Genomic DNA, 23,242 nt, shown 5'->3' with positions numbered 1-23,242 from the left:
TGTATTGCTTGTCATTAATTGACTTTCTTTTTAAATCAATGAATTAGAAGTTTCTGGGAGTTTAACTTGAAGGTCTTCCCTCTGCCTATCTCACATTTTTACTTCTTTGTTTAAATTAACTTAACTAATTTAATTTAATCGCGGTAGTATAGAGCGGAAATTTTGTGGAGAAACACGTATGAACTATGCACCAGCCGTAGGAATAAAATTCAACCATGATGGCACGGTAAGGCAATTTCCTGGCAATACTTTTATTTGCCATATCGACCAATCTTCTGAACTCATCACTTTGCTTGAATGGGCTCAAAATGAGCTTAAGCAAATGCAGTGTGGGACTAAATTTTCGTTCTTGCCGATATCGTCAATGCATATGACGGTATTTGAAGGGGTTTGTGATCAAGTGCGGTTGCCAGAAAAATGGACTACTAAACTGCCGTTAGATACACCTCTGGCTCATACGACCGATCTATTTGCCACTGAGGTTAGCCAGATTGGTGCGCATTCTGGTTTCGAAATGGAGTTTGACTATGTATACAACTGCCCAACAGGTGGTACTTCGATTCGCTTGAAGCCAGCGACAGAATCGTCGCGACAAGCACTAGCTAATTGCAGAAAGAGGTTGAGAACATCGACAGGCATTAACATGCCAGAGTTCGATTCGTATCATTTTCATATCACATTGAGTTATCGAATTCTGGAACTTGAGCAGGGCGAGAAACAGGAGTTGCAGCAGACTTCGGAGCGTATTGAAGAACGTTTTCAGCATGAGTTTGGACGACTTAAACATGGAGCCGTCGAGTTCTGTCGCTTCGACAACATGTTTAAGTTTGAAACACTACTGACTCTGTCTTAATTGGCGGAACTATCTGATATTGAGTGAGGTCTGTAATGCCTTTATATAAACTGGAAAACGTCATACAGAACTATGCCTGGGGCAGTAAAAATTCGCTTCGAGAGTTATTTTGTATAGATAACCCCAATAATGTTCCGCAAGCTGAGGTTTGGATGGGCGCGCATCCGGGAGGCTGTTCGAAAATTGCTGGGTCAGGCCACCTTTTGTCTGATTACATTGAGAAAAATCGAAAGGACGCTCTTGGTGATTATACTTCGGTTCGATTTGGAGAGCTTCCATATCTATTTAAGGTGCTTGCGGCAGAAACCCCACTCTCTATTCAGGTGCATCCTAATAAGCGTAAATCTGAAATAGGTTTTGCTCGAGAAAATGCTCAAGGTATTGCGCTAGGTGCGGCAAATCGAAATTATAAAGATCCCAACCATAAACCAGAGCTTGTATACGCACTGACTTTCTATAAAGCAATCAACGGCTTTCGTCCGATTGAGCATATAGTAGAACTGTTCCAGCAAACCGGGATAGCTACCTTCAATGATGAGGTTTCACGACTAAAAAGTAATCAGACGAGCCAAGGACTGAGGTCATTCTTTACTTCGGTGATGTCGGTGAGCGACGAACGTAAAGCGAAAGCGCTCAGAGAATTGTATCGTGCGATTGAGCGTCCTGCTCGAACCGCTATGTGTCGAGAAGCGCTATCATACTGCGCGGATTTCAAAACCTACTATGACGGAGACATTGGTTTATTTGCTCCGCTAATGCTCAATACCGTCGAGCTCGAACCTGGTGAAGCTATGTTTCTAGACGCGGAGACTCCCCATGCCTATGTGGAAGGTACAGGGCTTGAGGTCATGGCAAACTCAGACAATGTCTTACGCGCGGGGCTCACTCGCAAACACATTGATATCGCTGAACTGATCGACAATACCAAATTCGAACCGATCAAGCCTGAAGAGGTCAAGTTAATCCCAGTTAAGAAGCAAGGTAAGATTACCTATCCTATTGCAGTGGATGATTTTTGTTTTGATATTCTGTATTCAGAGCAAACGCCAAGCCACCAGTACGTTCGCAGCGCCGAGATCGTATTTTGTGTCGAAGGGGAAATGACACTTTCTACCGACGACACACAGATACGATTGGAACCAGGTGAGTCTGTATTTATCCCTCATGACTCCATAATGTATCATTACCAAGGTATGGGAACCCTTGCTCGAGTATACAATTAGTCAAATGAAACTATGTTTTTACATAGGTGAGCAGCTTGAACCCTAGTTACTCATTAGTGGCATTGAGTTTATCGATGCTGCTCAAGGAGCTTACCCACCGCATGTTTACTGGTCTTGCTGATTTTCTGCATAAGCTCAAAGGAAGGCTGGTGGATACCTTGCTGTTCGAGATCTTCAAGCATTATCATCCATAACTTTGCTGTCATTTGCGAGTCGGCTAAAGCACGGTGAAACACGCCGTCATTGTCAATGTTTTTGAAACGTACTAGGTCACCTAGTTTATGGCTTGGCGCTTCCTGATTCAGTCTACGAGAAACCAATAGCGAACAGGCAAAATGGCCTTGGTAGGAAAGGCCAATACGTTCTAGCTCTCCGTCCAAAAAGCGTTTATCGAACGAAGCGTTATGTGCGACAAGGTTGTCGTCAGCGATAAAGTCACAGAATTCTGCCATTACTTCCTCACAGCTTGGCGCATGGGCTAGCATATTATTGGTAATGCCCGTATACCCCTCAATAAAGGAACTGACTCGAAACCCAGGATTCATCAGTTGCTGAAAGGTATCCACTACCTCGCCGTTAACGAGTTTTACTGCACCTATTTCAATGGCGCGATCGCCCATATTTGGTGATAAGCCAGTAGTCTCAAAATCGAGGACAATAACGGAATTTGCTGATGACATAAAAGGTTCCAAAGGATAAATATGAGGTGAGTAAATAAGCGAGAGTTTAGCTAAATCATCGCGTTGATGAAGATGCTTCAGCAGCGAGCCAGATTATAAGTTCCTTAAACCTGTCGGTAAAGGTGCCGCCCACCGCTAACGTGGTAGGTACTAAGGCTTGAGTGTGCTTTGCCATTCACTGAGTAGTTTTATGTGCTCAGGGCCTATTCCACAGCAGCCTCCGATGATCGTCGCTCCACTCTCAAACCACGCCTTACTGTATTCAAGATAATCTTGTGGTGTTAGCTCTCTCATCGCTTGAATGGTGTCATTGGCTTCATGTTCATCACCGATTGGGGTGAAGTTGTTGGCGTAGACGCCAATCTCGATTGAGCCCCCTAGCTCATTAAGAACTTGTTTCGCTTCGGTCACCGCGTTAACCATGACCTCGGGTACCGAGCAATTAAAAAAGATGCCGCTGCCACCAGCTTTACAAGCGCGTGTTGTTGCCTCTCGCACCGATTGACCAGAGCGCAATTGAGCAGTCTCACTAGTGGTATCCGCAAGAGTAAAAGCGTAATAGCTTGCTTTATCTGTCTGAGATAGAACCGATACAATAGCGTTGAGTTCTTCCAAACTTGAGATGGTTTCCGCTAGCCAGATATCTACGTATTTATCTTGTGCCTGATAGAGTAGGTTAAAGATCTGCTTTGCCTCTGCTGGACGAAACAAATCTGGTCGGTAGCTGCCAAAGGCGGGTGGTAGAGCGCCTGCCACTTGTACTGCATGTGATGCTTTGTCAGCTGATAGTCTTGCTATTTTGGCTGCTTTTGCAGCGAGATTCGCTCCTTCAGCGTTGAACAGCTCTTGCCCAAGATGAAATGGAACACAGGCGTAACTGTTAGTGGTAATGATTTGAGCGCCAGCATCTATGAAGTTGGTGTGGGCCAGCTCTACGCATTGCGGTGACTCAATCAGTGCCTGAGCACTCCAGAGAGGCTGAGAAAAAGGCGCACCCATTCGCTTGAGCTCTCGTCCCATTCCTCCATCTAAAATAGTCAGTCTTTTCATTATGTCGATATTTGTTGCTGTGACTCTTCGTTGATAGTTAACCATCTTGGTTTAGAGATCAATGACCAAATTCATCGACAACAAGCCTGTCATGGCGTCTTAGTTTGAGGAATTAGCGCTTCTGTATCATAAAGACGCTAGCGGTTTTCAGACAGCTTCAAGATGGCGAAATGTTCACAGTGATTGAATGTGGCAAATGCTTGAAGCTCTTCGTCTAATGCGGTTAGAAATGCCGCTTTATCCTTTATTGAAGGCTCGGTGAACAGGTGGAGTACGTTTAGTACAGACTTCTTCTTATCAACCTTGCTGTCTGCCCGTGCGACTAATTTGCCATCCCATAAAATAGGTAAACAGAAGTAGCCAAACTGCCTTTTAGCTTGGGGGACGTAGCATTCAATCAGATAGTCAAAGTTGAATACGGCGTTGGCACGTTTTCTTTGAATAAGCAGATTATCAAACGGAGAGAGTATCTTTGCCCGTTTGCGATTGATGCGTTTGTCGAGCAACTGAAGTGCTTCGCTTTCTACCACATACTCGCCTTCACCTATTTTTATCTGCTCAACTTCTCCACTCTCTATTAATTCATGTAGCGCTTGCTTCACATGCTGTTTGACGTCTTTAAGCTGATAGGTCATCTCCGCGAGAGTACCAAAGCTGTGCGCTTTCAGGTAACTCATGACAAGAAATCGCGCGTGTTCTTGAGGGGTTGGCATCGAGGTATCGACGCTAGTGGGTAACACGCGTGAAGTTAAGTCATAGACTTTGTGAAACCCTCTTCGCTCAGCAATCATTAGATCGCCCTGCATGTATAGGTTTTCTAAGGCTTGCTTAGTCGGCTTGGTATGCCACCCATCCGTTTTATGGGCTTTTGACTCAAAGTCTTTTGCCATCAGTGGGCCTTCGGACTCGATGCGTTTAAGAACATCGATCATCAATTGACGGTCATTGCAGTACCAGTGTTTTTGCTGACCGGATTTGATCGCCGCCTTTCGCGGTAAACTGTAGCGAAAGTTGCTCATAGGTAGATAAGCGGCGGCGTGAGACCAGTATTCAAAGACTTTACGGTCAGCGACAAGCTGATCAAGATGCTTAGGTTGATAGCTTGGGTTACGACTCCAAAGTGTATGGTGATGGGCTCTTTGAACAACGGAAATCGTATCTATCTGCACATACCCTAGTTGCTCGAAAGCGTTGAGTGTTTTGCTGTAAGCACTGCCTTTTGACTTTCCTACGGGAAGCCCTTGGGCGATGAGGGCAAGTTTTTGTGCTTGAGATAGAGAGAGTGACTTCATGTTGTGATGCTTTTTCCTTGTTGCTCCATGGACTGCACCGCATTAAAGCCGCGCAAGATATTCCCTAGGGTAATCACAGCAAAAATCACGATAACAATCGATAAATGCCATGCCTGACTTAAACCAAGTTGAACCAGCGCCATACTGACAATCGAAGAAACGATCATTTGCCCACCCCCAGACATTGCTGCAGCCGCTCCTGCCTGTTTTTTGTATGGTTGCATGACCATAGCTTGGGCACAAGGGAGCGCAATCCCGTTTCCGAGAATCATCAGCAATTGGCCGATCATCATATAAAGAGGTTCAAGGGGACAAATGAAAAACCACAGTGCGGAGCTTAAATGTAGTATCGGCGTAAATAGCAGTAATTTTTTGCTGCCAATCATAGGTCTGACACGATTGCAGATACTGGTACCGGTAATCATCCCCAGTGCGGGAATGATCGCCCATAGTGCGTATTCGTCTGATGTCATGCCGATCTGGTCTTGCATGATAAAAGGCATGATGGAGACAGTGGTAATCATCAGACTAAAGTTAAGCCAACCTATGCTGGCAAAACTCATGAAATAGCGCGATGTCAGTAACTGTTTATATTGCTGAACCATCTGTTTTGGTGACGGAATCTTGTTGGTCGCTGAGAGCGTTTCATCAAATCTGAAAGCGAGTAGTCCCCAGGCTATAGCGACGTAACCTAGCAAAGAAACGAACACCATCGTCCAACCAAAATGGTAGTTAATAAAGCCACCGATAACAGGCGCAACCAATGGAGTAATGGAAGCGGCCATTGCGATGTAGGATAGGGCGACAGGTAACTGGGCACCACTGTACCTGTCTCTGGTTGATGCTCTAGCGAGTACTGCGCAGCAGCCCGTACCTAACCCTTGCAGAAAGCGCCCCAACACCATGCCATTGAAGGAGTCTTTCAACACAATGATCACCATCAGACCTGAAAGGGCGATCAGTAATCCGGTAAGCAGGACTTTTTTGCGCCCCAGAGCATCGGAAATTGGACCGTAGATAAATTGTGAGGGGCCAAAGCCTAGTAAGTACACACTGACTAAAAGCTGTGCTTGATCGAGCGAGATAGAAAAGTCTTTCGCGATCCATGGCAGCGATGGGAAAACTAGCCCCATGCTGAGCTGACCAATACTGATGATTAAACACGCCAGTAAGATGGTTCGAAATTGAATGGGTTTACTCATTACACCTCACCAGATGGGTCGCCATGATGACCACGACGGCGTAAACAACCTTCTTGGTCGAGCTTGTTAAGTTTTGCTTTGACTCGTTTGACGGTGGATAGGCTGACATCGCAGGCAGTGGCGACACTTTGCATCGTCTCGCCTTCAAGAAGCAAAGACTTGATCTGCTGATGCTTGTGTTTGTCGGCAGGCCGACCACGAAACTTCTCTTTCCAGCGCTCGGGATCTCCCTTTAACTCTTCTCGACCTAACTCAGCAGCAAATAGCCGATGCTGGATTTGAACTTTCGCGTAACCAGACAGCAAGCTGAGCATTGATTGAGTGTGAGTGCAGCCGCTTTGCAGAGTTAATGGTTCGCACAGGGTTTTGATGGTTAGCCCTTTATCAAGTAGTGCTTCTAGCGTGTTTCTGGCCTGAGAAAAGTCGCGACCAAACACCGTTAACCACCAGATGTATAGGGTGTCGCCGGGCTTGACCTTTTCAAGTAACAGCTTGAAACCTGGGCGTTCCAGTGGCGGTACATTACCACGGACTTTATCTTCAATGTGTTCACTCTCTGCAGCAGCACTTTGAAGTAATTCTAGGTGTTCAGTGTAGGCTCGGTTTTTGGGAGAAAAACGCGTGTAGATGTAAGTGGCCATAGTCAGCTTATCATGGTTCATTTGATGTAATGGCTCATAATGTAGTGTGGTTCATATTTACAGTCAACACCAAATGAACCAATTCTTAAAATTTGCCCCTGAGTGAAATTTTTCTGCGGACTATCCTATCTTTATCAATGTGGCGTATGAAATGGGTGTGAATCATAAACTTACTAACCCAATCGTTGCTGCAGAAGATAACACTCAGTTAACACGCCAGTTGCGTGTTGTTTTTAGGTAAGGGCAGTTCGGGGCGAGTTATGACAGAGTTAGCGGCGACAATAGAAGCTTGGCTGTTTCAAGACAATGTCTCTGTGACGATGCTATTTATTGGCATCGTTTTACTCTCTTACCTATTAGAAGACCTAGCGATAGTGACCGCAGCGACCTTAGCGGTCGAGCAGTTGATGCCGACCTCTGTTGCCCTGATGGCGATATTTGTCGGTATCAGTACTGGTGATCTTGGCCTTTACTTGATGGGCAAGGCGGCGCAAAAAGTGCGCTTTCTTCGTTATCGTTTGTTCCGTTATCAGCGAGCAAGGAGCATGCAGCGCAAGCTTCATCAACAAGCGTTTATGACCTTGTTCATTGTGCGCTTTATTCCTGGTCTCAGAACGATTGGTTTCACATTGAGTGGTTTTCTAGATGTGCCAAAAATTAAATTCTTTATTGCTGTCTTGACGGCGACGGGTCTGTGGACAGCGCTGGTTTTTGGCTCCTTCTTCCAACTTGGCAACGCGCAATGGCTTCAAGATAGTCAAGTGAGCTGGCTATTTATTCCACTGGGTCTGTGCCTGATGTTGCTGCTAAACAAACTGATTACTAAAACACTTTTAAGGGATGCGTATGACACAGCTCGCTAACGTTGAAATGATTCCACAGGGAATGGTCAATGCGGGTATGCCCGTACTCCAAGAGCCTAAACGAGTAATTTCTCCGTTTGAATTCTTGCCTGCTTGGTTTTTCTACACACCCGTTGTGCTGCAAAGTGCGGCGTTGAGTGTCGTCCATCGAGATTGGGCGCTGCCATTGATCGCCAATCCAGCCATCAAATTGAGTGGTATGGTCGGGGAGTCAAAGCACGATATTTTCACTTCTGCGGGTAAAGAAACCAAAGAATGGATTCTTCCATTTATCACTTTGACTAAAACTGAACAACGTATTCAAGACTTACTCAGTGATGCTAAAAGCCAACTTGAAAAAGCAGAGCTGACGTACCCGTTAGTGGCAAAGCCTGATCTGGGTTGCCGTGGGGTTGGAGTGAAACTTATTCATTCGGACGAGCAACTGCAAACTTATATTGAAACCTTTCCTGTCTCTGGTCGTTTCTTACTGCAAGAGAAGTCGCAATACAGTGCCGAAGCTGGCGTGTTCTATGTCCGGCAGCCTGGAGAGTCGCGCGGGAAAATCATCTCTATCACTTTGAAGTATTCCCCAAGGGTGATTGGAGATGGCCATTCTACTCTGAAAGAGCTAATCGAAAAGTGTCCAAGAGCAGGCAAACTTCAGCATCTTTATCTTCCTCGTCATAGTGAACATCTCGATCTGGTGGTTGCAGATAAGGACGAGTTTCAGTTGGCATTTGCAGGTAGCCATTCTCGCGGTGCTATTTTCCGAGACGGTAACCATTTCATCACACAAGCGCTGGAAGAAAAGTTAGATCAGATTCTCGGAGACTTTGAAGGCTTCCACTATGGTCGTCTCGATATCAAGTTCCAAGACATCCAAACCCTAATGAATGGTGAGAGTTTTGATATCTTGGAAATCAATGGGGCGAGCAGCGAAGCCGCGCATATTTGGGATAGCGATACACCGCTAAGCGATATCTTTACTACGCTTTTAAAACAGTATCGTTTGCTTTACCAGATTGGCTCTAAGCATAAAAAACAAGGCCACAAAACCCCGACATTGGGTGCATTACTGCAAGCTTGGCGGGAAGAGAAACTCTTAACTCAGCTTTATCCAATGACCGATTAACCGCCGCGCTTAGGAAGAAAAACATGAAAAATGTAATGACACGCTTAGCGACAAATGCTCAGACGCGCCCTTCCCAAGCTGTGGTGGGATGCATTGAAACACTCAATCAAGGTTACGAGTTTTTAGAAACGCTCAGTCAGGAAGATTATGTCTTTATTGCTCAACCGCATGTAAGTAGTTCGATAGGTGAGCACTTTCGTCACTGGCTTGATTTGTTTCACGCCATCAAGCTTGATCCGCTCAAAATCGACTACAACGTTCGCCGTCGCGGACACGCGGTAGAAAGAAGCTTAGACGTCGCCAAACAGGAAATCAGAGAGCTGGTCGAGTGGCTGTTTGAATTACCGTCCAATGAACTTCACCAAGCCGTCAATGTTGAAACGGAAGTCATGTTGTCGCAAACCCATGTCGAGGAAGTCTCTTCAACATTCGTTCGTGAGCTGACGTTTGCTGCGCTACATGCTACCCATCATTTTGCGATGGCTAAAGTCGTTGCCTCTTTGCGTGGTGTCGACTCTGACAGCCATTTTGGCGTCGCTCCCACAACGGCAACTTACCAGAGGGCTCAATAGGTATGTGTACATTATCTTGGGTTTATCATGGCAATAATCATTACGAAGTTTACTTTAATCGAGATGAGCAACGTTCTCGCCTGCCTGCACTTGAACCTCAAAGTGTTTTGATTGACGGTGTTCATTGTCTGATGCCGATTGATCCTGTCGGTGGTGGCAGTTGGATTTCAACCAATGAACATGGTGTCACCGTCTGTCTGCTCAACTTTTATCAAGGCATGACGCCAAATGGAGAGTTAACTAGTCGAGGTCTTATCATAAAGCGACTGGCGAGCAGTTGTTCGAGCCAAACTGTCGATAGCCGCCTGCTCGATATGGATTTAAGCTCGTTTGCTCCTTTTACCGTCGTTTCTTTTGATACCAGACGTACCGCCAACGAAACCGTACTTTGGACTTGGGATGGCGAGCAACTGAGGCGTTCTCATGCTTTTGCCCCGATTGTGTCTGCAGCGATGCACTTTGAAGAGGCGCGTCAGTATCGCCTCAAACTGTTTAATGAGTTGATCACTACCATGCCTGATCAAGAAGTGGGTCGCCTGTTCCACCAAACCTACGACGCAAACTATCCGCATCTTTCACCATTAATGGAAAGAAATGATGCGCGTACTGTAAGTTTTACCTCGGTTGTCGTGTCTTCTTCTAAACAAGAAATGAATTACCAATCTATCGACAATCATCGCAATGTTGATTTTCGCACTAGCCTAAGTTGCCTTAAAAACGACATTGTCGAACAAGGAGTTTTCAAATGAAAAAGTTATTCGCCCTGCTGATCATGTTATTCAGTTTTCCTACCTTTGCTGCGGATGAGATTTATACCGGAATATTTAGCAACAAAGCCGTTAGTGGCTATGACACCGTAGCCTACTTTACCCAAGGTAAGCCAGTGAAAGGAGATAGCAAATGGCAAACCGAATATAAAGGCGCTGACTGGTATTTCTCTTCACAAGAAAATCTCGATAAATTCAAAGCAGACCCAGATGCATACGCACCGCAATACGGTGGTTACTGTGCATGGGCGATTTCAGCCAAGAATGACTTTGCTTCATCCGATCCCAAGCAGTGGGCAATCGTTGATGGCAAGCTTTACCTTAACTATGACGCAGAAGTTAAAAGCTGGTGGGACGATGACCGTGCGGGTCACACCTCTGCAGCAGATAAAAACTGGCCGACATTAATCCAATAACAATAATAAGGACCTAACCCATGAAATTTGCGCCACTAAAGCATATACCCTCTGCCTTTATCGCCTTTGTGTTTATTCAATCGCTATTTTTTAAGTTTTCTGGCTCTTACGAAACCGAGCATATTTTCGGCACTTTAGGTGAGTGGTCAGGAATTGAATGGTTTGGGGTTTATGGCGGTTACATGATTGGCTTTGCTGAGCTCATCGCCTCTATCTTGCTGTTCACTCGATTACATGGTGTTGGAGCTGCCATGAGCGCGGGAATTATGACCGGTGCGATCTTCTTCCACCTGTTTACTCCGTTAGGTGTGGTTATGCCAGAGTTTAATGCGATGGGCGAAGTGGTGGGCAGCGACGGAGGTTTACTGTTTGGTATGGCGTGTATCGTGTGGAGTTGCGGTGTCTTCTTGTTTATTCGCGACGTTAAAACACAAGGTACATTCACTCACAGCCTGTTAGCGAAAGGAGCTTAGTATGATTGATAGTCCTTTTCGATTACCGCGCAAAACACCATTTGGTATTGGAGAATCCGTCGTAGAGTGGGCGACAGGTCTTGCTACGCTCGACTCGTTGTACAAACAAGATGCGTTACCGGAAGACAGTTTTGAGTTTATGCATGAAGCGTTGGCTCGAATTGGTACTCAGTATCAGGTTGATCATGGCAGCCTTGAGAACATCCCAGTGGAAGGCTCGGTTTTAATCGTTGCCAATCACCCATTTGGTGGTATCGAAGGGATTATTCTCGCTTCTTTGATTTCTAAAGTACGCAAAGATGTCAAAGTGCTGGCGAATGAGCTGCTCAAGCGCATACCAGAGCTTGATGAGTTGTTTATTGGAGTTGATGTATTTGGTGGTGAAAAAGCCAAGCGAACCAATCGACAAGCGATCAAAGAGGCCAATCATCACCTCAAGGAAGGAGGAGTACTGATAATCTTTCCTGCTGGCGAAGTCTCTTCGTGGCAAGCCAGTGAGAACAAGATTACTGACAAAGCTTGGAGTAAATCAGTCGCTAAGTTTGTTAAGCATGCCGAGGCGACCACTGTTCCGCTTTTCATCAATGGAATGAACAGTAAACTGTTTTATCAGGCAGGGCGAATTCATCCATTACTCAGAACGGCGATGCTAGGTCGGGAGCTACTCAACAAGTCGGGAGAAACCATCTCTGTCTCAGTGGGTAATCCTATTCCTTACAGTGAGATTAAAGACTTCGATAACGAAGAGGATATTACTCAGTACTTTCGATTAAACACTTATCTGATGGGGAGTATGGGCAACGAGCAAGCGCCGACCCTACAAGATGAGAACGCTGAGCCTATTATTGCTCCTGTGTCTGTCGAGACATTAGAAAGCGAATTGCTCGCACTCGAGTCTTATAAGCTGCTAGAGCAGGGGGATTTCGAGGTTTTCTGCGCGCCAACGCCAAGCATGCCAAGCATGATGCGCGAAATTGGCCGAGTTCGGGAAGAGAGCTTTAGGGAAGTAGGCGAAGGCAGTGGACGCAGTTGTGATATCGACCAGTTTGACCAGCATTATTATCAGCTCTTTGTCTGGAATAAGGCCAACCGTGATCTAGTCGGTGCTTACCGTTTGGGTTTAGTTGATGAGTTGCTTGCCAAAGGTGGCATTGAAGCGCTCTACTCGACGAGCTTGTTTAAATATGATGAGGCTTTCGTTGATAGTTTAGGCCAATCTATAGAATTAGGGCGCTCCGTGGTCGCAAAGCAATATCAAAGGAACATGCACTCTCTACTTCTACTGTGGAAAGGGATTGCTAGTTTTGTTCAACGTAACCCTAAGTACACCCATTTGTTTGGCCCAGTCAGTATCAGCAATGACTACAGCCCAGTCGCACGCCAGTTAATTGCATCAGTCATGTCGGTGCACTATTACGATGATGAAAAAGCTAAGCTAGTCTCTCCGACAACTCCACTAGAAAAAAGTGGTCAGGAATTCTGGCGCCCAGATATGCTTAGCTCTTTGTCCAAGTTACCTCTGTTGTCTAAAGTGTTAAGTCGTTTAGAGCAGGGGATGGGGTTGCCTGTTTTGCTCAGGCAGTATTTAGGTATGAATGGCAAACTGGTCTGCTTTAATGTGGACCCTGCATTCAATTTTGCTCTAGATGGTTTGATTGTGGTTGATTTGACGGCAGTGCCGGCTCGAACATTAGGTAAATATATGGGCAAAGAGCAGGCTCAGGCTTATTTGGATTCGCATTTGCCCTCATAAACCACTTGATTACGCCCTTGCTTTTTAGCGCGATAGAGATATTTATCTGCGTTAGCAAGGGCTTTTGAAAAGCTTCCTCCTTGCCAAACGCTGACACCGATGCTTATCGTAAGAGGGTGATGTGACGAAGGCTCTGGAAGAGAATCACCCAAGAAGACTTCAATCGATTTTCGAATTCTCTCTGCAATTTGTATCCCTTTCTCAAGTTTTGTCTCTGGAAGTATCACGGTAAATTCTTCCCCTCCCATTCGACCAAAAATATCACTATGGCGAATATCTTGTTTGATTAATGCAGTTACATTGCGCAGTACATTATCTCCGACTGCATGACCAAATTGGTCATTAACCATTTTAAAGTGATCTAAATCGAGCATAAAAACGACGGTCGTATGGTGATGAAGTGCTTCTATATCTTTGACTGAATCCATCAGTGCCCTTCGGTTAAAGATCCCTGTCAGAGGGTCATACTGGGCAAGTTTGGTTAACTGCTGCTCTTTATGGCGAATGGTTTGGGTCATTTTCTCAAACGCGTTGAGCAGTTCGCCAATTTCGTCTTTTCGTGTGGTTCGCTCTATTTTGGGGTTACCGCCTGTAGAAAGAAGGCGTATTTGCTTACGCAAGGCGATGATTGGTTTAGCAACGTATCGGGAGACAAATAGAAATAGCAGTATGAAGAGCGTGATTGAAACAGCGATATAGATATCTACTTCTTTTCTGATGGTTTGGCTGATTCGATTGATTTCATCTTGGTCGACAAAAAGAACCACACTAATGCCAGTCTTATGTGAATGACTTGTGTCTAATAACAGTGAGGAGGCAATAGTGGGGTTAATATCAACCGCTTGATTAGTCAGAACACCACCAAGATCTTCTCTCATCACGGGCGTGGTATTTTGGTTGAGTTTGTTCTCTGAGAGCTTATTTTGCTCTAAGTACCGATAGCCAGTGATGATGTGTTGATCTTTATTGCGCACAAGCGCCACATCTATCGCATGTAACCCTTGTTTTAGAAAACTCTGTTTTACGGCAAACAGTTGATCTTCCAGTATCGTTCGATCAAGAACAACGGTGTAAAAGCCGATGAGATTGTGCTGGCAATCCAGTAGAGGACGAGAGAAAAAATAGGTTGAGGTATTATAGATCAAGCCGAGTTTGGCAACGGTTGTATCGTCAACCATGGTCACTACCGCTTTGGGTAAGTGCTTCATCTGGCGGAGCTTAATCAGTTCTTGGGTTAAGTTACGGCTTGCTATAGAGTTCTCTTCACCGCGGATTTTAAGCTGTGATAGCGCAGCGACCAGTTGTTTTAGCTGCTTCTCTCGTTTCGGTGCTGCCAACTTCCAATCTGCAGCAGATCGCATCAGTAGTGATAAATGATGACTGTCGAGCAACGACGCGCCATTTAAGTTCTTGCGCAGTACATAGCGGTTACTAGGGTTGGCGGAAAGAGTGAACTGATTGGCGTGGCCGTTGATATCTGAAACAAAAAGTGCAGAGAAACCAGCAGAATAGCTCAGCGCACTGGCGATAGAAATCGGTGAAGTAGAAACTTCAATCTGATGGCATTGCTGGAGTTGAGCGCTTATATCATCAAATTCGCCAAATCGTCTTTCAGCGAAATAGCCAATATCGACGGCGACTTGGGCTGTTGCCAGCCGACTGGTTTGGTTTATGTGCTCTAGCATCAGGTTTTTGCGAGCAACGAAGTAGCCGTGACCAAACAGGAATATGCAGGCTATTAAAGGGACAAACAGTAAAAAGATCTTATATCTCAGTCGGCTCATTGCACTCCTACTCGTTGATCCGGTGGAGAGATCACGCCAAACTGCTTGACTACTTTTAGCGTGCCTTGTTGGTATTGTCCAAGATACATGGGTAAGTCAAAATGATTGTCTTCTCGAAGATGTATTTTTTCTGCACCTGAATAGCGAGTCAGACCATGTAAGTTATTCATTACCTGCTGATGGGTTGCAAGATCAGATTTTTCTATTGCCGCCTTGAGTAGGTAGATTAAGTCGTAGTGGGCTTTGGATGAGTATGTGATTATCTCCTCTTCGCCATGAAAGTGCCGATACTGCTTAGTGAATTGTTTGGTGAAATCAGTTTGCAGGTCACTGAAAAAGTGCAGGGGTGTATAGATGCCTTCTAATAGCTCTGCATCTACAGCGTCGAGATAAGTTTCGTCTGCGGCGAAAGCCACGACTTCTATCGGTCGGCTAAAAGCGTAGCGGCGAAACTGCTTAATAAACTCGAAACCATCCGTGCCAGGTAGAATGAGCATTAATACATCACTTTCAGAGGCTTCCAACCTTTCTAGAACAGGGCGATAGTCAGTCACACCAAATGCGGTGAATTCGACAGCCGTTACCTCGCCTCCATTAGCGTCTACAGCTTGTTTGATGCGCTGTGACATTTTATGGGGCCAGATATAGTCATAACCAAAGATAAAGTATTTTTGTTGATTCTTAGCGATGAAATAGGGAATAACAGGGTCGATGTAATGTTCTGGAATTGTGCTATAGCAAATTAGGTAGTTGTCATGGTGTCCCCCCTCGTAGTCGATACCGTAAAGCATGGGGATTTGGTATTTGCTGGCAATTTCACTCATCGCATATCGCGATGAACTGCTTATGGGACCGAGCAAAGCATGGACGTTGTGTTGTTGAATTAGCTCACGGGTGTAGGCAACGGTTTTCGCCGGATCGGTCTGATTATCTCGGACAATCAGTTCTATCTGACGGTTATTGACGCCTCCTCTTGCATTGATTTGCTCTACTGCGAGCTGAGCCCCTTTCAGCGCTTTATCTCCATAGCCACTGAAAGTTCCGGTAAGGGGTAACACGACACCAACTTTGATTGGAGTGATGGGCTCGGTGCAGCCGAGTAAGGAAAAGAGCCCAACTATCGCGAATACTCTGATGAAATGCGGCATGTATTACTGTCCTTAGTAAATGATTGAACATGCGTACTGGCTTTATCCTTAATAATAATACAGTTATAGCGATTAGAGAGTAAAAAGGCGGCTTTAACTCCAATATCGGCGCAGTGTTCTAAAGTGCCGAGAGTTTGAAGTGACTCGAAAGAGTGAACTGGCTCTTTAGTCAGGCGACAAAAATCTTGGAAAGCAGGCGAAAGTCTAACAATTCATCACGTCAATCTAACCTGTCACTTCGATTCATCCTGCTAGCTTTGATGGACAAACAAAGGGATCACTCTTTGTTTGAGCAGTCAGTTAGCGAATAAAAAGGATGAAAAATGAAGATGAATCTAACCCTACCTCTAATGAGTTTAAGTGCATTAGCCGCATTGAACTCGATGAATGTGAGTGCTCATGGCTGGGCGGAGTTCCCTAGCGCGCGCCAAAATACATGTTATGAAGATGGCGGTTTTTGGACTGATGAAATACCCAATCAAGCGTGTCAGGCTGCTTATGATCAATCGGGGGCTTATCCCTTTGTGCAGCGTAGTGAAGTGGCCGCGAATGTGGCTAACTATCGAGACATGGCTCATGTCAAAGCCATAGTGCCTGACGGTGAGTTGTGTTCTGCTGGCGATTCGGCCAAGAAAGGGCTTAATGCAGTGTCTCCGCATTGGCAGCGTACTAACGTCGCATTGGATGCCAACAATCAAATAGATTTTGTATTCTACGGCCAAGCTCCACACAATCCTTCTTATTGGGAGTTCTACTTAACCAAGCCAAGCTACGACCCTACGTTACCTTTAACATGGGATGATCTTGAGCTAATTGATACCGCAGGCGATATTGCAGTCGATGCGCAAAAGCGCTACCGAATGAAAGTGACCTTTCCGGCAGAACGCTCAGGCGACGCGATCCTATACACTCGCTGGCAACGTATCGATGTGGCAGGTGAGGGTTTTTACAACTGTAGTGATATTACCTTGCGAGGTAGTGGAACCAATCCACCAACCGATCCTACTGACCCAACGGATCCGAACAACAATCTGACGGCATTGGGCTACTTTGTGCCACAAGGGTTTGGTCCTGTAGAATCTGGCGATACGATCAGGTTCCGCACATTTGATGCGACTGGGGCAGAAATTGCCGATGTATCTTTAGCTATTAGTGCCAACAATACCACAACATGGGCGGCTGAAATTGCTGATCAGTTTAACTCTCAGCAAACAGGTGATTGGTATGTGGGGATTTGGCATGCAGAAATGAACCACTATATGTTTGATACCAACAATATCTACGCCAACCAAGTCTTAGCACCCAACAATACCTTCAGTTATGCCCTTTCGCTCATCAAAGCAGATACACCCCCTGTCGAACCCACAAACCTTTGGGATAGAGATAAGGTCTACGACACGGGAGATGTTGTGACTCATAATGGTAGAGAGTGGACAGCGCAATGGTGGACAAAAGGAGAAGAGCCTGGAACCACGGGAGAGTGGGGCGTATGGCGATAATTTACATTGTAAATCTATGCTAGGCACACGAAGAAGTGGCGACCAATCGGTCGTCACTTCTTCGTTATGACTGTGATGTAGGCTACGTGGAGCTGTTTCTCGTCTTGCCTTAAATAACATATTGTTTACACTGATTTCGATGTGAACGTATAAGGGTATCGAATGAGTCGTATTAGGCAGAAAAATCAGCAGCTAATTATTGAAGTAGCCAGTGAACAGTTTGCTACCCATGGTTATGCGGCGACAAAAATTGTCGATATCGCTAAAGCGGCTGATATTCCTAAAGCGAACGTTTTTTACTACTTCAGCTCTAAAGATAAGCTCTATTACGCGGTACTAAAGACAGTAACCCAGCCATTGCTTGAAGCATCACGACCAATTGAAGAACTGACAGACCCAGTTCAAGCCCTAACCGAGTACATCGAAGCGAAACTCCGTATTTCACGAGACCATCCTTATGCATCAAAGGTATTCGCCAATGAAGTGATGTCAGGGGCCAAGGCACTACCAGAAGATATTGGTCAAGAGCTGTTTAAGCAGTCACAAATGATCATCGATAAGTTTTCAACCTGGTCACAGCAAGGGTTGATGGATGACGTTCCAGCACACCACTTGATGTTTACCATCTGGGCCGCCACTCAAACCTATGCCGACTTTGGCTGGCAAATCTGCAATGTCATGAAAAAAGAGCAGCTAGATAACGACGATTATCATCAAGCCGCTCAGTTCATCACTCAGCTTATTATCAACGGCTGCGGCGTTAAAACTAACAGTTGAACGGTTAAGTGAAACGTCCCCACACTGTTAAAGGTGTTAAAATCTCAAAGCCAAGTGATTCTAGTCGCTGTACTTCTTTTTCATCTCCATAGCCGACGATGTCTTGATTAGGGTAAAGCATTTGCAAATGCCTAATAAGAGCGGAGAATAACGACGGCTCACCCCATAAGTTGTAGATGCCGAGCGTGTATGTATCATTGAAACTCGTAATACCCGAGACTTGCCCATTTGACTCAGCAGTGAAGAACCTGATGGCCTCAGAATCTAGCACGCTGCTAGGGTAAATAGGCGTATAGTTTTCTTCCCCACGCCAGCGAGTTTCCCATTCAGCCAACCCTTCAGCGCTCGTCGCTTCTGAGATTTGGACACTATCGCTTTGTCGAAGCGGCGGCAGAGCTTTCTTGATATACCAATTCGCATCAAATAACTTAGTGAACCCTAATGAGTCGAGGCTTAGCGCGGCAAAGCAATCTTTTACAAAGTAGCTGCCTTGTACGGGAATAACCTCTTCCAATAGCGCTTGTGCAGCGGACGTATTGAGTGTGACTAGATTGGGGAAAAAGGTCGGCATTGGGTCTTTTGAACACCAGTAATTCGCTTCAAGTTCTGTTTCCACTTGGTGTATTTCAGCTACACGCTGGCACCAGTTTTGATTGTTGGTAATGGCTCTAAGAGCGGTTTGTTCCATTCTGTTCACGATATTCCCTGTAATTGTTGATAACCCTAGTGGTTAGCGATACTTGTTTTGGTGTTTAGATTTGGCTGATTTTTCATTACCACGTTTATAGTTACCCGTTTCTCTCGCCATCAGCTGTTGCTGTTGTTGATGGTTCATTTCAGCAGCCCGCGCTGTAAAGTGAATTGCACTTTTTCCTCGCAGTGTCGTCACCAAGCTCCCATCACGGTAGATCTGAACGCAGTTCTCTGTTGAGTGGTAGGTAAAGCCTAGATGTGTTTCCATACTGATTAATCCCTAATTTCTATAAAATCCAATCAATCCTTATTGTCTAATGTGTTGATTACAAAGAGTTTTCAATACAAAGGGCGGTAAGGGTAAGTGTTGAATATGTTAATAGAATGTGGCTCAAACTTTGACAGAAAAATAACACTCACAATGAGATCTTAAACTCAATTAATCAATTTCATGAATGATATTCGTATTGTTGCATTTTATCTTTTGCTCGCTTTTTAAGCATATAAAAATATAGGATGTAACATAATGAAAAACGGATATAAACTTTCCGCCCTTGCTGTCGCTATTTTGGCTTCAGCGTCGGTTTCAGCAAACGTCAGTGCTGACCCAACTCCAGTTAATTCTCCTTTCATCACAGATGTTAAAGGCAATATCATTGAAGATTATTCGGCCAAGCCAGCTGAGCCTGCGTTTTTGTCTATGCGCATGTTCAGTACACCTGCTGAAGATCGTGGTGATTGGTTCAATATGTCGGCCAATTACTCAAGTATTCAAGGTGTAGGCTCAGATATTGTTTATGATTTCATGCTGCCACCACTTAAACCTCAGCCTATCATTGTTGCGGTGCTAGATTCAGGTGTCGACATTGACCACGAAGATCTAAAAAACAAACTTTGGACCAACGAAGATGAGATCCCAGGTAATGGCATCGATGATGACGGTAACGGCTACATTGATGATGTGCATGGTTGGAACTTCTTGGGTAACTCGCTAGGAATTAACGTTGATCAAGATACGTTAGAAGTGACCCGTGAGTACAAAAAGTACTTAGAACTTAAAGAGGGTAACCACTGGATTCCGCCAAAGAAACGCAAATACTATCAAGGTGTTGAGGCTGACTACCTAGAGAACGTTGAGTATTACACCACGGCTCTAGAACAAGTGACAGCAGCGACTGAACAAGCTAATGGCTACAAAGCGCAAATCTTAGCCTTGGTTGAGCACAAAGATTTTACTGTTGATGGTCTACAAGTTCTGCTTTCTCACTCTAACGCTGATGTAGTTGCAGCGGCACAAGGATTACTTGGCGTGTTTGATTCTTGGTATTCATTTGAGTATCTAGAGTCACGTACAAGCCGTTATAAGGAATCTTTGGACTATCACTACAATCTAGACTTTGATACCCGTAGAGACATCGTTATGGACGATATCACTAACCCTTGGGAAAAAGGCTACGGCAACAATGATGTAAAAGGCCCAGTGGGTGCTCATGGTACACACGTTGCGGGTATCATTGCCGCTGAGCGTAATAATGGCTTAGGGATTGAAGGGATTGCAGATCACGCACAGATCATGGCAGTGCGCATGGTGCCAAATGGTGATGAGCGTGATAAAGATATCGCAAACGCAGTCCGTTACGCAGTAGATAACGGTGCAAAGATCATCAATATGAGTTTTGGTAAGAGCTACTCACCACGCAAACATATTGTTGACCACGCTTTCCGCTATGCAGCGCGCAAAGGGGTGCTGATTGTTCACTCAGCGGGTAACAGCAAAACGGACAACGATATCAAGCCAAGCTTCCCGAACCGTTTCGCTAAGCACAAATGGTCTCGTCCAATCTCTACTTGGATGGATGTTGGTGCATCGGCGAAATATGCAGATGACTCTATGGTCGCAAGCTTTAGTAACTTTGGTCAGGAAACGGTAGATGTATTCGCTCCTGGCTATCGCGTTCTATCCTCAACACCTGACAACAATTACGCTGCGTATAGTGGTACCAGTATGGCTGCGCCTGTGGTTTCGGGTGTTGCTGCCTTAGTATGGTCTCATTACCCAGAGCTATCAGTAAAAGAGCTTAAATCGCTGCTGATGAGCAAATCACGTACGTATCCTGAGTTATTAGTGAAGAAGCCATCGTCTCCGGAAGATTTAGTACCATTTAGTACGCTGTCTATCTCTGGCGGTATTGTTGATGCTGAAGCGATTTTCGCTGAGTTAGGAAGTCGATAGTACGATATTTGGATGTAAAAGAGGTCGCGTGATGCGACCTCTTTTTTAGTTTATTGAAAAGCTTAGCCTGCGGTTGGCCCGACAAGTCTTTGCTGCCAGTCTTCGAGTATGCCTGTGTCTAAACGGCGTTGAATCAAAGCTCCCCATGATTCAACTAAGGGCAAGGTAGACATCTCTTGTAGAAGTGTCGGCTCTAAGCAACCTTCAAAAACGGCACCCATAACACGCGCAAGTGACCAATCTGGATAAGGCCTCTCACACAGAATGATTTCATCACCTGCGCCAATGTCACCTTCTTCTAAGACACGGAAGTACCACCCGGTTCTTAGCGTATCTTGAACTCTTTTCGCCATATCATGTTGGTCGATTCGGACATTGAGTTTCCAACACGGCATGCGTCCTTGCGACACTTCGAGCAGAGTTGAACCAATACGAATTTTATCTTTAAGGCAGATGTTGGCTTCTGTCACACCGGATGAACTTAGGTTTTCGCCAAAAGCGCCCACGGATTGCAAAATGGCTTTATCACCGAGATCTTTTTGCCAAAGTGGGTAGTGCTCACTTGGGTAAATGTGAAGGGCTTTTTGAATGCCACCATGAAAGCGCGGATCGCCTTGTTCATCGTTGGTAAAGCCAACTTCATTGGCGTGTTGTCGCTCTGTGCGAACCTGTTTGTTGATGGCACTTTGTGCGCCATGCGCGAAGGGCTTTGTTGTTCCTGTCAGAACCGCGTTTACAACACCGAGCTTTTTCATGCTTCCTCTCACACTCTCTTCAATCAATCTACTTGGCATGATAGCCTAGCCCAGTATTGACGGAATAGGGATGTAAAGACAGTTAACCATGCTAACTCGCCAAATAGAGTCTAACTCAGGGGTGGCCACTTCCAATGAGATGATGGCTGCAAACCCTCATTTACCCGCTTTAGTGAAAACGATTGATATGCCGAAAGGCTATATTGACCATCTGCACCAACATACTTGGCACCAGATTATTTTTCCGTTAAAGGGCTTGCTACAAACTCAAACAGAGCAGTACCAGCACCTTGTGCCTCATACATCGGTTTTATTTGTTCCTGCGGGTGTCCAGCATGAATCCATTGCCTTAAGTCATACTACCTTCATTGGTATCTATCTCAATCCAACGTTTGGTGTGCCTTACGAGTCTGATGTGCGCACTATTTCCCTTACGCCATTTCTCAATGAGCTATTGCAAGAGATTCGTCGCCAGTGTGAGCGCCATGTAGGTGATGATGAGTTAGCGCGTTTGTTAGCGGTGCTGCATGACCAAGTATCGCGAGATAACGTACAGACTTATCAGCTACTGTTGCCCAAAGATAGGCGCTTAAAGCTTATCTTCGAACAACTTACAGAAACGCCTGCATCGGCAATCTCACTCAAAGAGTGGGGAGAGAAAGTTGGCGCGTCAGAGCGGACATTATCGCGCTTGTTTGCCAAGGAGTTTAATACCTCATTTCAGTTATGGCGTCAGCAGATCCGCTTAATCTATTCGCTCTCATTACTGGATGAAACGTTTTCGATTCAAACCATCGCAGATCGTGTTGGGTATCAAAATGACTCCTCATATATCAAAGCTTTTAAGGCGTATTTTGATGTAACTCCTCAGCAGTTTCGTCATCAAACCCGTTAATCTAAGGGTAATTGGAAGGTACTCTTGATCTCTTTTACCGACACATTTGATTGAATGGCGCTGACTCCTTTAACGCGTCTTATCGAGCTGATTCGTTCAAAGTATTCATCCAGATCTTTCGCGACCACTTGCACAATGTAATCTGCTCCGCCTGCAATACAATGACACATGAGTATCCAATCCGATTCTGCGACATAATCTTCAAATGGTTGGGTATTTTCGACCTCATGGCTCCCTAAAGTCACCAGCGTAAAACCCGAAACCTGAAAGCCGAGTTTCTTACGATTCAATCGAGCTGCATACCCCTCGATATAGCCCTCTTCCTCCATCTTTTTCCAGCGTCTCCAGCAAGGCGTTTCGCTTAGGTTCACTGTCTCTGCCAATTTGGAGTTACTCATTCTGCCATCTTTCTGTATATGTTCTAAGATGGATAAATCTGTACTATCTAGCTCAAAGTTGGTGGATTCTTTCTTTTTCATATCTCAAATGGAAATAGTCTGCCTTAAATTGCTTTAATGTTAACCCAAATAGCAATTTTATTCCTGAGCGAATCGTTAGA

Annotated in this window: 24 protein-coding genes; 13 read left to right on the top strand and 11 right to left on the bottom strand. The window is 45.2% G+C overall.

Annotation, left to right across the window (positions count from 1 at the left end; translation table 11 throughout):
* Positions 1–178: 178 nt before the first annotated feature.
* Complete coding sequence (locus AC6R16_RS15150) at positions 179–853, top strand: DUF1868 domain-containing protein (RefSeq protein WP_500674907.1); 675 nt, start codon at positions 179–181, stop codon at positions 851–853.
* Positions 854–888: 35 nt separating this feature from the next.
* Positions 889–2,076 carry a mannose-6-phosphate isomerase, class I gene (gene manA, locus AC6R16_RS15145; RefSeq protein WP_500639880.1) on the top strand — a complete coding sequence of 396 codons (1,188 nt, stop codon included), beginning with the start codon at positions 889–891 and terminating at the stop codon, positions 2,074–2,076.
* A gap of 68 nt (positions 2,077–2,144) precedes the next feature.
* On the opposite strand, the gene AC6R16_RS15140 is transcribed toward manA, so the two are convergent.
* The 5 genes from AC6R16_RS15140 to AC6R16_RS15120 all read right to left on the bottom strand — a co-directional run bounded on the left by AC6R16_RS15140 (position 2,145) and on the right by AC6R16_RS15120 (position 6,941).
* Positions 2,145–2,756 carry a 3'-5' exonuclease gene (locus AC6R16_RS15140; protein ID WP_500639879.1) on the bottom strand — a complete coding sequence of 204 codons (612 nt, stop codon included), beginning with the start codon at positions 2,754–2,756 and terminating at the stop codon, positions 2,145–2,147.
* 150 nt (positions 2,757–2,906) lie between these two features.
* On the bottom strand, positions 2,907–3,806 hold the full coding sequence (locus tag AC6R16_RS15135) for a homocysteine S-methyltransferase family protein (RefSeq protein ID WP_500674906.1): 900 nt from the start codon (positions 3,804–3,806) through the stop codon (positions 2,907–2,909).
* A gap of 137 nt (positions 3,807–3,943) precedes the next feature.
* Complete coding sequence (locus AC6R16_RS15130) at positions 3,944–5,098, bottom strand: winged helix-turn-helix domain-containing protein (RefSeq protein WP_500674905.1); 1,155 nt, start codon at positions 5,096–5,098, stop codon at positions 3,944–3,946.
* Complete coding sequence (locus AC6R16_RS15125; RefSeq protein WP_500674904.1) at positions 5,095–6,300, bottom strand: multidrug effflux MFS transporter; 1,206 nt, start codon at positions 6,298–6,300, stop codon at positions 5,095–5,097. The genes AC6R16_RS15130 and AC6R16_RS15125 overlap by 4 nt, the downstream gene beginning before the upstream one ends.
* Positions 6,300–6,941, bottom strand: a complete 642-nt coding sequence (locus tag AC6R16_RS15120) for a recombinase family protein (protein WP_500675351.1) — start codon at positions 6,939–6,941, stop codon at positions 6,300–6,302. The genes AC6R16_RS15125 and AC6R16_RS15120 overlap by 1 nt, the downstream gene beginning before the upstream one ends.
* Positions 6,942–7,201: 260 nt before the next feature.
* On the opposite strand from AC6R16_RS15120, the gene AC6R16_RS15115 reads away from it, so the two are divergent.
* The 7 genes from AC6R16_RS15115 to AC6R16_RS15085 are packed head-to-tail and all read left to right on the top strand — an operon-like array spanning position 7,202 to position 12,899.
* A complete protein-coding gene (locus AC6R16_RS15115; protein ID WP_500674903.1) occupies positions 7,202–7,804 on the top strand; it encodes a DedA family protein in 603 nt (200 codons plus the stop codon).
* Complete coding sequence (locus AC6R16_RS15110; RefSeq protein ID WP_500674902.1) at positions 7,788–8,918, top strand: D-alanine--D-alanine ligase; 1,131 nt, start codon at positions 7,788–7,790, stop codon at positions 8,916–8,918. The genes AC6R16_RS15115 and AC6R16_RS15110 overlap by 17 nt, the downstream gene beginning before the upstream one ends.
* 35 nt (positions 8,919–8,953) lie before the next feature.
* Positions 8,954–9,490: a hypothetical protein gene (locus tag AC6R16_RS15105; protein WP_500675350.1), complete on the top strand. Its 537-nt coding sequence runs from the start codon at positions 8,954–8,956 to the stop codon at positions 9,488–9,490.
* Between the two features lie 2 nt (positions 9,491–9,492).
* Entirely contained in the window at positions 9,493–10,239 is a 747-nt protein-coding gene (locus AC6R16_RS15100; protein ID WP_004746357.1) for an NRDE family protein, read from the top strand.
* Positions 10,236–10,673 carry a YHS domain-containing (seleno)protein gene (locus AC6R16_RS15095; protein ID WP_500674901.1) on the top strand — a complete coding sequence of 146 codons (438 nt, stop codon included), beginning with the start codon at positions 10,236–10,238 and terminating at the stop codon, positions 10,671–10,673. The genes AC6R16_RS15100 and AC6R16_RS15095 overlap by 4 nt, the downstream gene beginning before the upstream one ends.
* A 20-nt stretch (positions 10,674–10,693) precedes the next feature.
* On the top strand, positions 10,694–11,146 hold the full coding sequence (locus AC6R16_RS15090; RefSeq protein ID WP_069668778.1) for a hypothetical protein: 453 nt from the start codon (positions 10,694–10,696) through the stop codon (positions 11,144–11,146).
* 1 nt (position 11,147) lies between these two features.
* The gene (locus AC6R16_RS15085) at positions 11,148–12,899 is read left to right on the top strand and encodes a bifunctional lysophospholipid acyltransferase family protein/GNAT family N-acetyltransferase (RefSeq protein WP_500674900.1); all 1,752 of its coding nucleotides are present in this window, start codon (positions 11,148–11,150) and stop codon (positions 12,897–12,899) included.
* On the opposite strand, the gene AC6R16_RS15080 is transcribed toward AC6R16_RS15085, so the two are convergent.
* Both AC6R16_RS15080 and AC6R16_RS15075 read right to left on the bottom strand, forming a co-directional pair.
* Positions 12,872–14,683 carry a sensor domain-containing diguanylate cyclase gene (locus AC6R16_RS15080; protein WP_500674899.1) on the bottom strand — a complete coding sequence of 604 codons (1,812 nt, stop codon included), beginning with the start codon at positions 14,681–14,683 and terminating at the stop codon, positions 12,872–12,874. The genes AC6R16_RS15085 and AC6R16_RS15080 overlap by 28 nt on opposite strands.
* Positions 14,680–15,831, bottom strand: coding sequence for a substrate-binding protein (locus AC6R16_RS15075; RefSeq protein WP_239854022.1), 1,152 nt, complete (start codon positions 15,829–15,831; stop codon positions 14,680–14,682). The genes AC6R16_RS15080 and AC6R16_RS15075 overlap by 4 nt, the downstream gene beginning before the upstream one ends.
* 323 nt (positions 15,832–16,154) lie before the next feature.
* Here AC6R16_RS15075 and AC6R16_RS15070 point away from each other — a divergent pair, with 323 nt between their 5' ends.
* Positions 16,155–17,330, top strand: coding sequence for a lytic polysaccharide monooxygenase (locus AC6R16_RS15070; protein WP_500674898.1), 1,176 nt, complete (start codon positions 16,155–16,157; stop codon positions 17,328–17,330).
* 162 nt (positions 17,331–17,492) lie between these two features.
* A complete protein-coding gene (locus AC6R16_RS15065) occupies positions 17,493–18,107 on the top strand; it encodes a TetR/AcrR family transcriptional regulator (protein WP_171320401.1) in 615 nt (204 codons plus the stop codon).
* A gap of 4 nt (positions 18,108–18,111) precedes the next feature.
* Here the strand turns inward: AC6R16_RS15065 and AC6R16_RS15060 are convergent, their stop codons facing one another.
* Positions 18,112–18,795, bottom strand: a complete 684-nt coding sequence (locus AC6R16_RS15060) for a hypothetical protein (protein WP_500675349.1) — start codon at positions 18,793–18,795, stop codon at positions 18,112–18,114.
* Positions 18,796–18,837: 42 nt separating this feature from the next.
* Complete coding sequence (locus AC6R16_RS15055; protein ID WP_500639859.1) at positions 18,838–19,068, bottom strand: hypothetical protein; 231 nt, start codon at positions 19,066–19,068, stop codon at positions 18,838–18,840.
* Positions 19,069–19,326: 258 nt separating this feature from the next.
* Between AC6R16_RS15055 and AC6R16_RS15050 the strand changes: the two genes are divergently transcribed.
* Entirely contained in the window at positions 19,327–21,033 is a 1,707-nt protein-coding gene (locus AC6R16_RS15050; protein ID WP_500674897.1) for a S8 family peptidase, read from the top strand.
* A gap of 62 nt (positions 21,034–21,095) precedes the next feature.
* Here the strand turns inward: AC6R16_RS15050 and AC6R16_RS15045 are convergent, their stop codons facing one another.
* Positions 21,096–21,788: an MOSC domain-containing protein gene (locus AC6R16_RS15045; protein WP_239853997.1), complete on the bottom strand. Its 693-nt coding sequence runs from the start codon at positions 21,786–21,788 to the stop codon at positions 21,096–21,098.
* 88 nt (positions 21,789–21,876) lie between these two features.
* On the opposite strand from AC6R16_RS15045, the gene AC6R16_RS15040 reads away from it, so the two are divergent.
* Entirely contained in the window at positions 21,877–22,683 is an 807-nt protein-coding gene (locus AC6R16_RS15040; RefSeq protein WP_500674896.1) for an AraC family transcriptional regulator, read from the top strand.
* Here the strand turns inward: AC6R16_RS15040 and AC6R16_RS15035 are convergent.
* Positions 22,680–23,162, bottom strand: a complete 483-nt coding sequence (locus AC6R16_RS15035) for an Lrp/AsnC family transcriptional regulator (protein ID WP_004749350.1) — start codon at positions 23,160–23,162, stop codon at positions 22,680–22,682. The genes AC6R16_RS15040 and AC6R16_RS15035 overlap by 4 nt on opposite strands.
* Between the last annotated feature and the right edge of the window lie 80 nt (positions 23,163–23,242).

This window comes from Vibrio sp. R10-SG3-ISO10, assembly GCF_059834185.1.
Note: the sequence above shows the minus strand (reverse complement) of the source record. Positions and strands in the feature narration are given on the sequence as shown.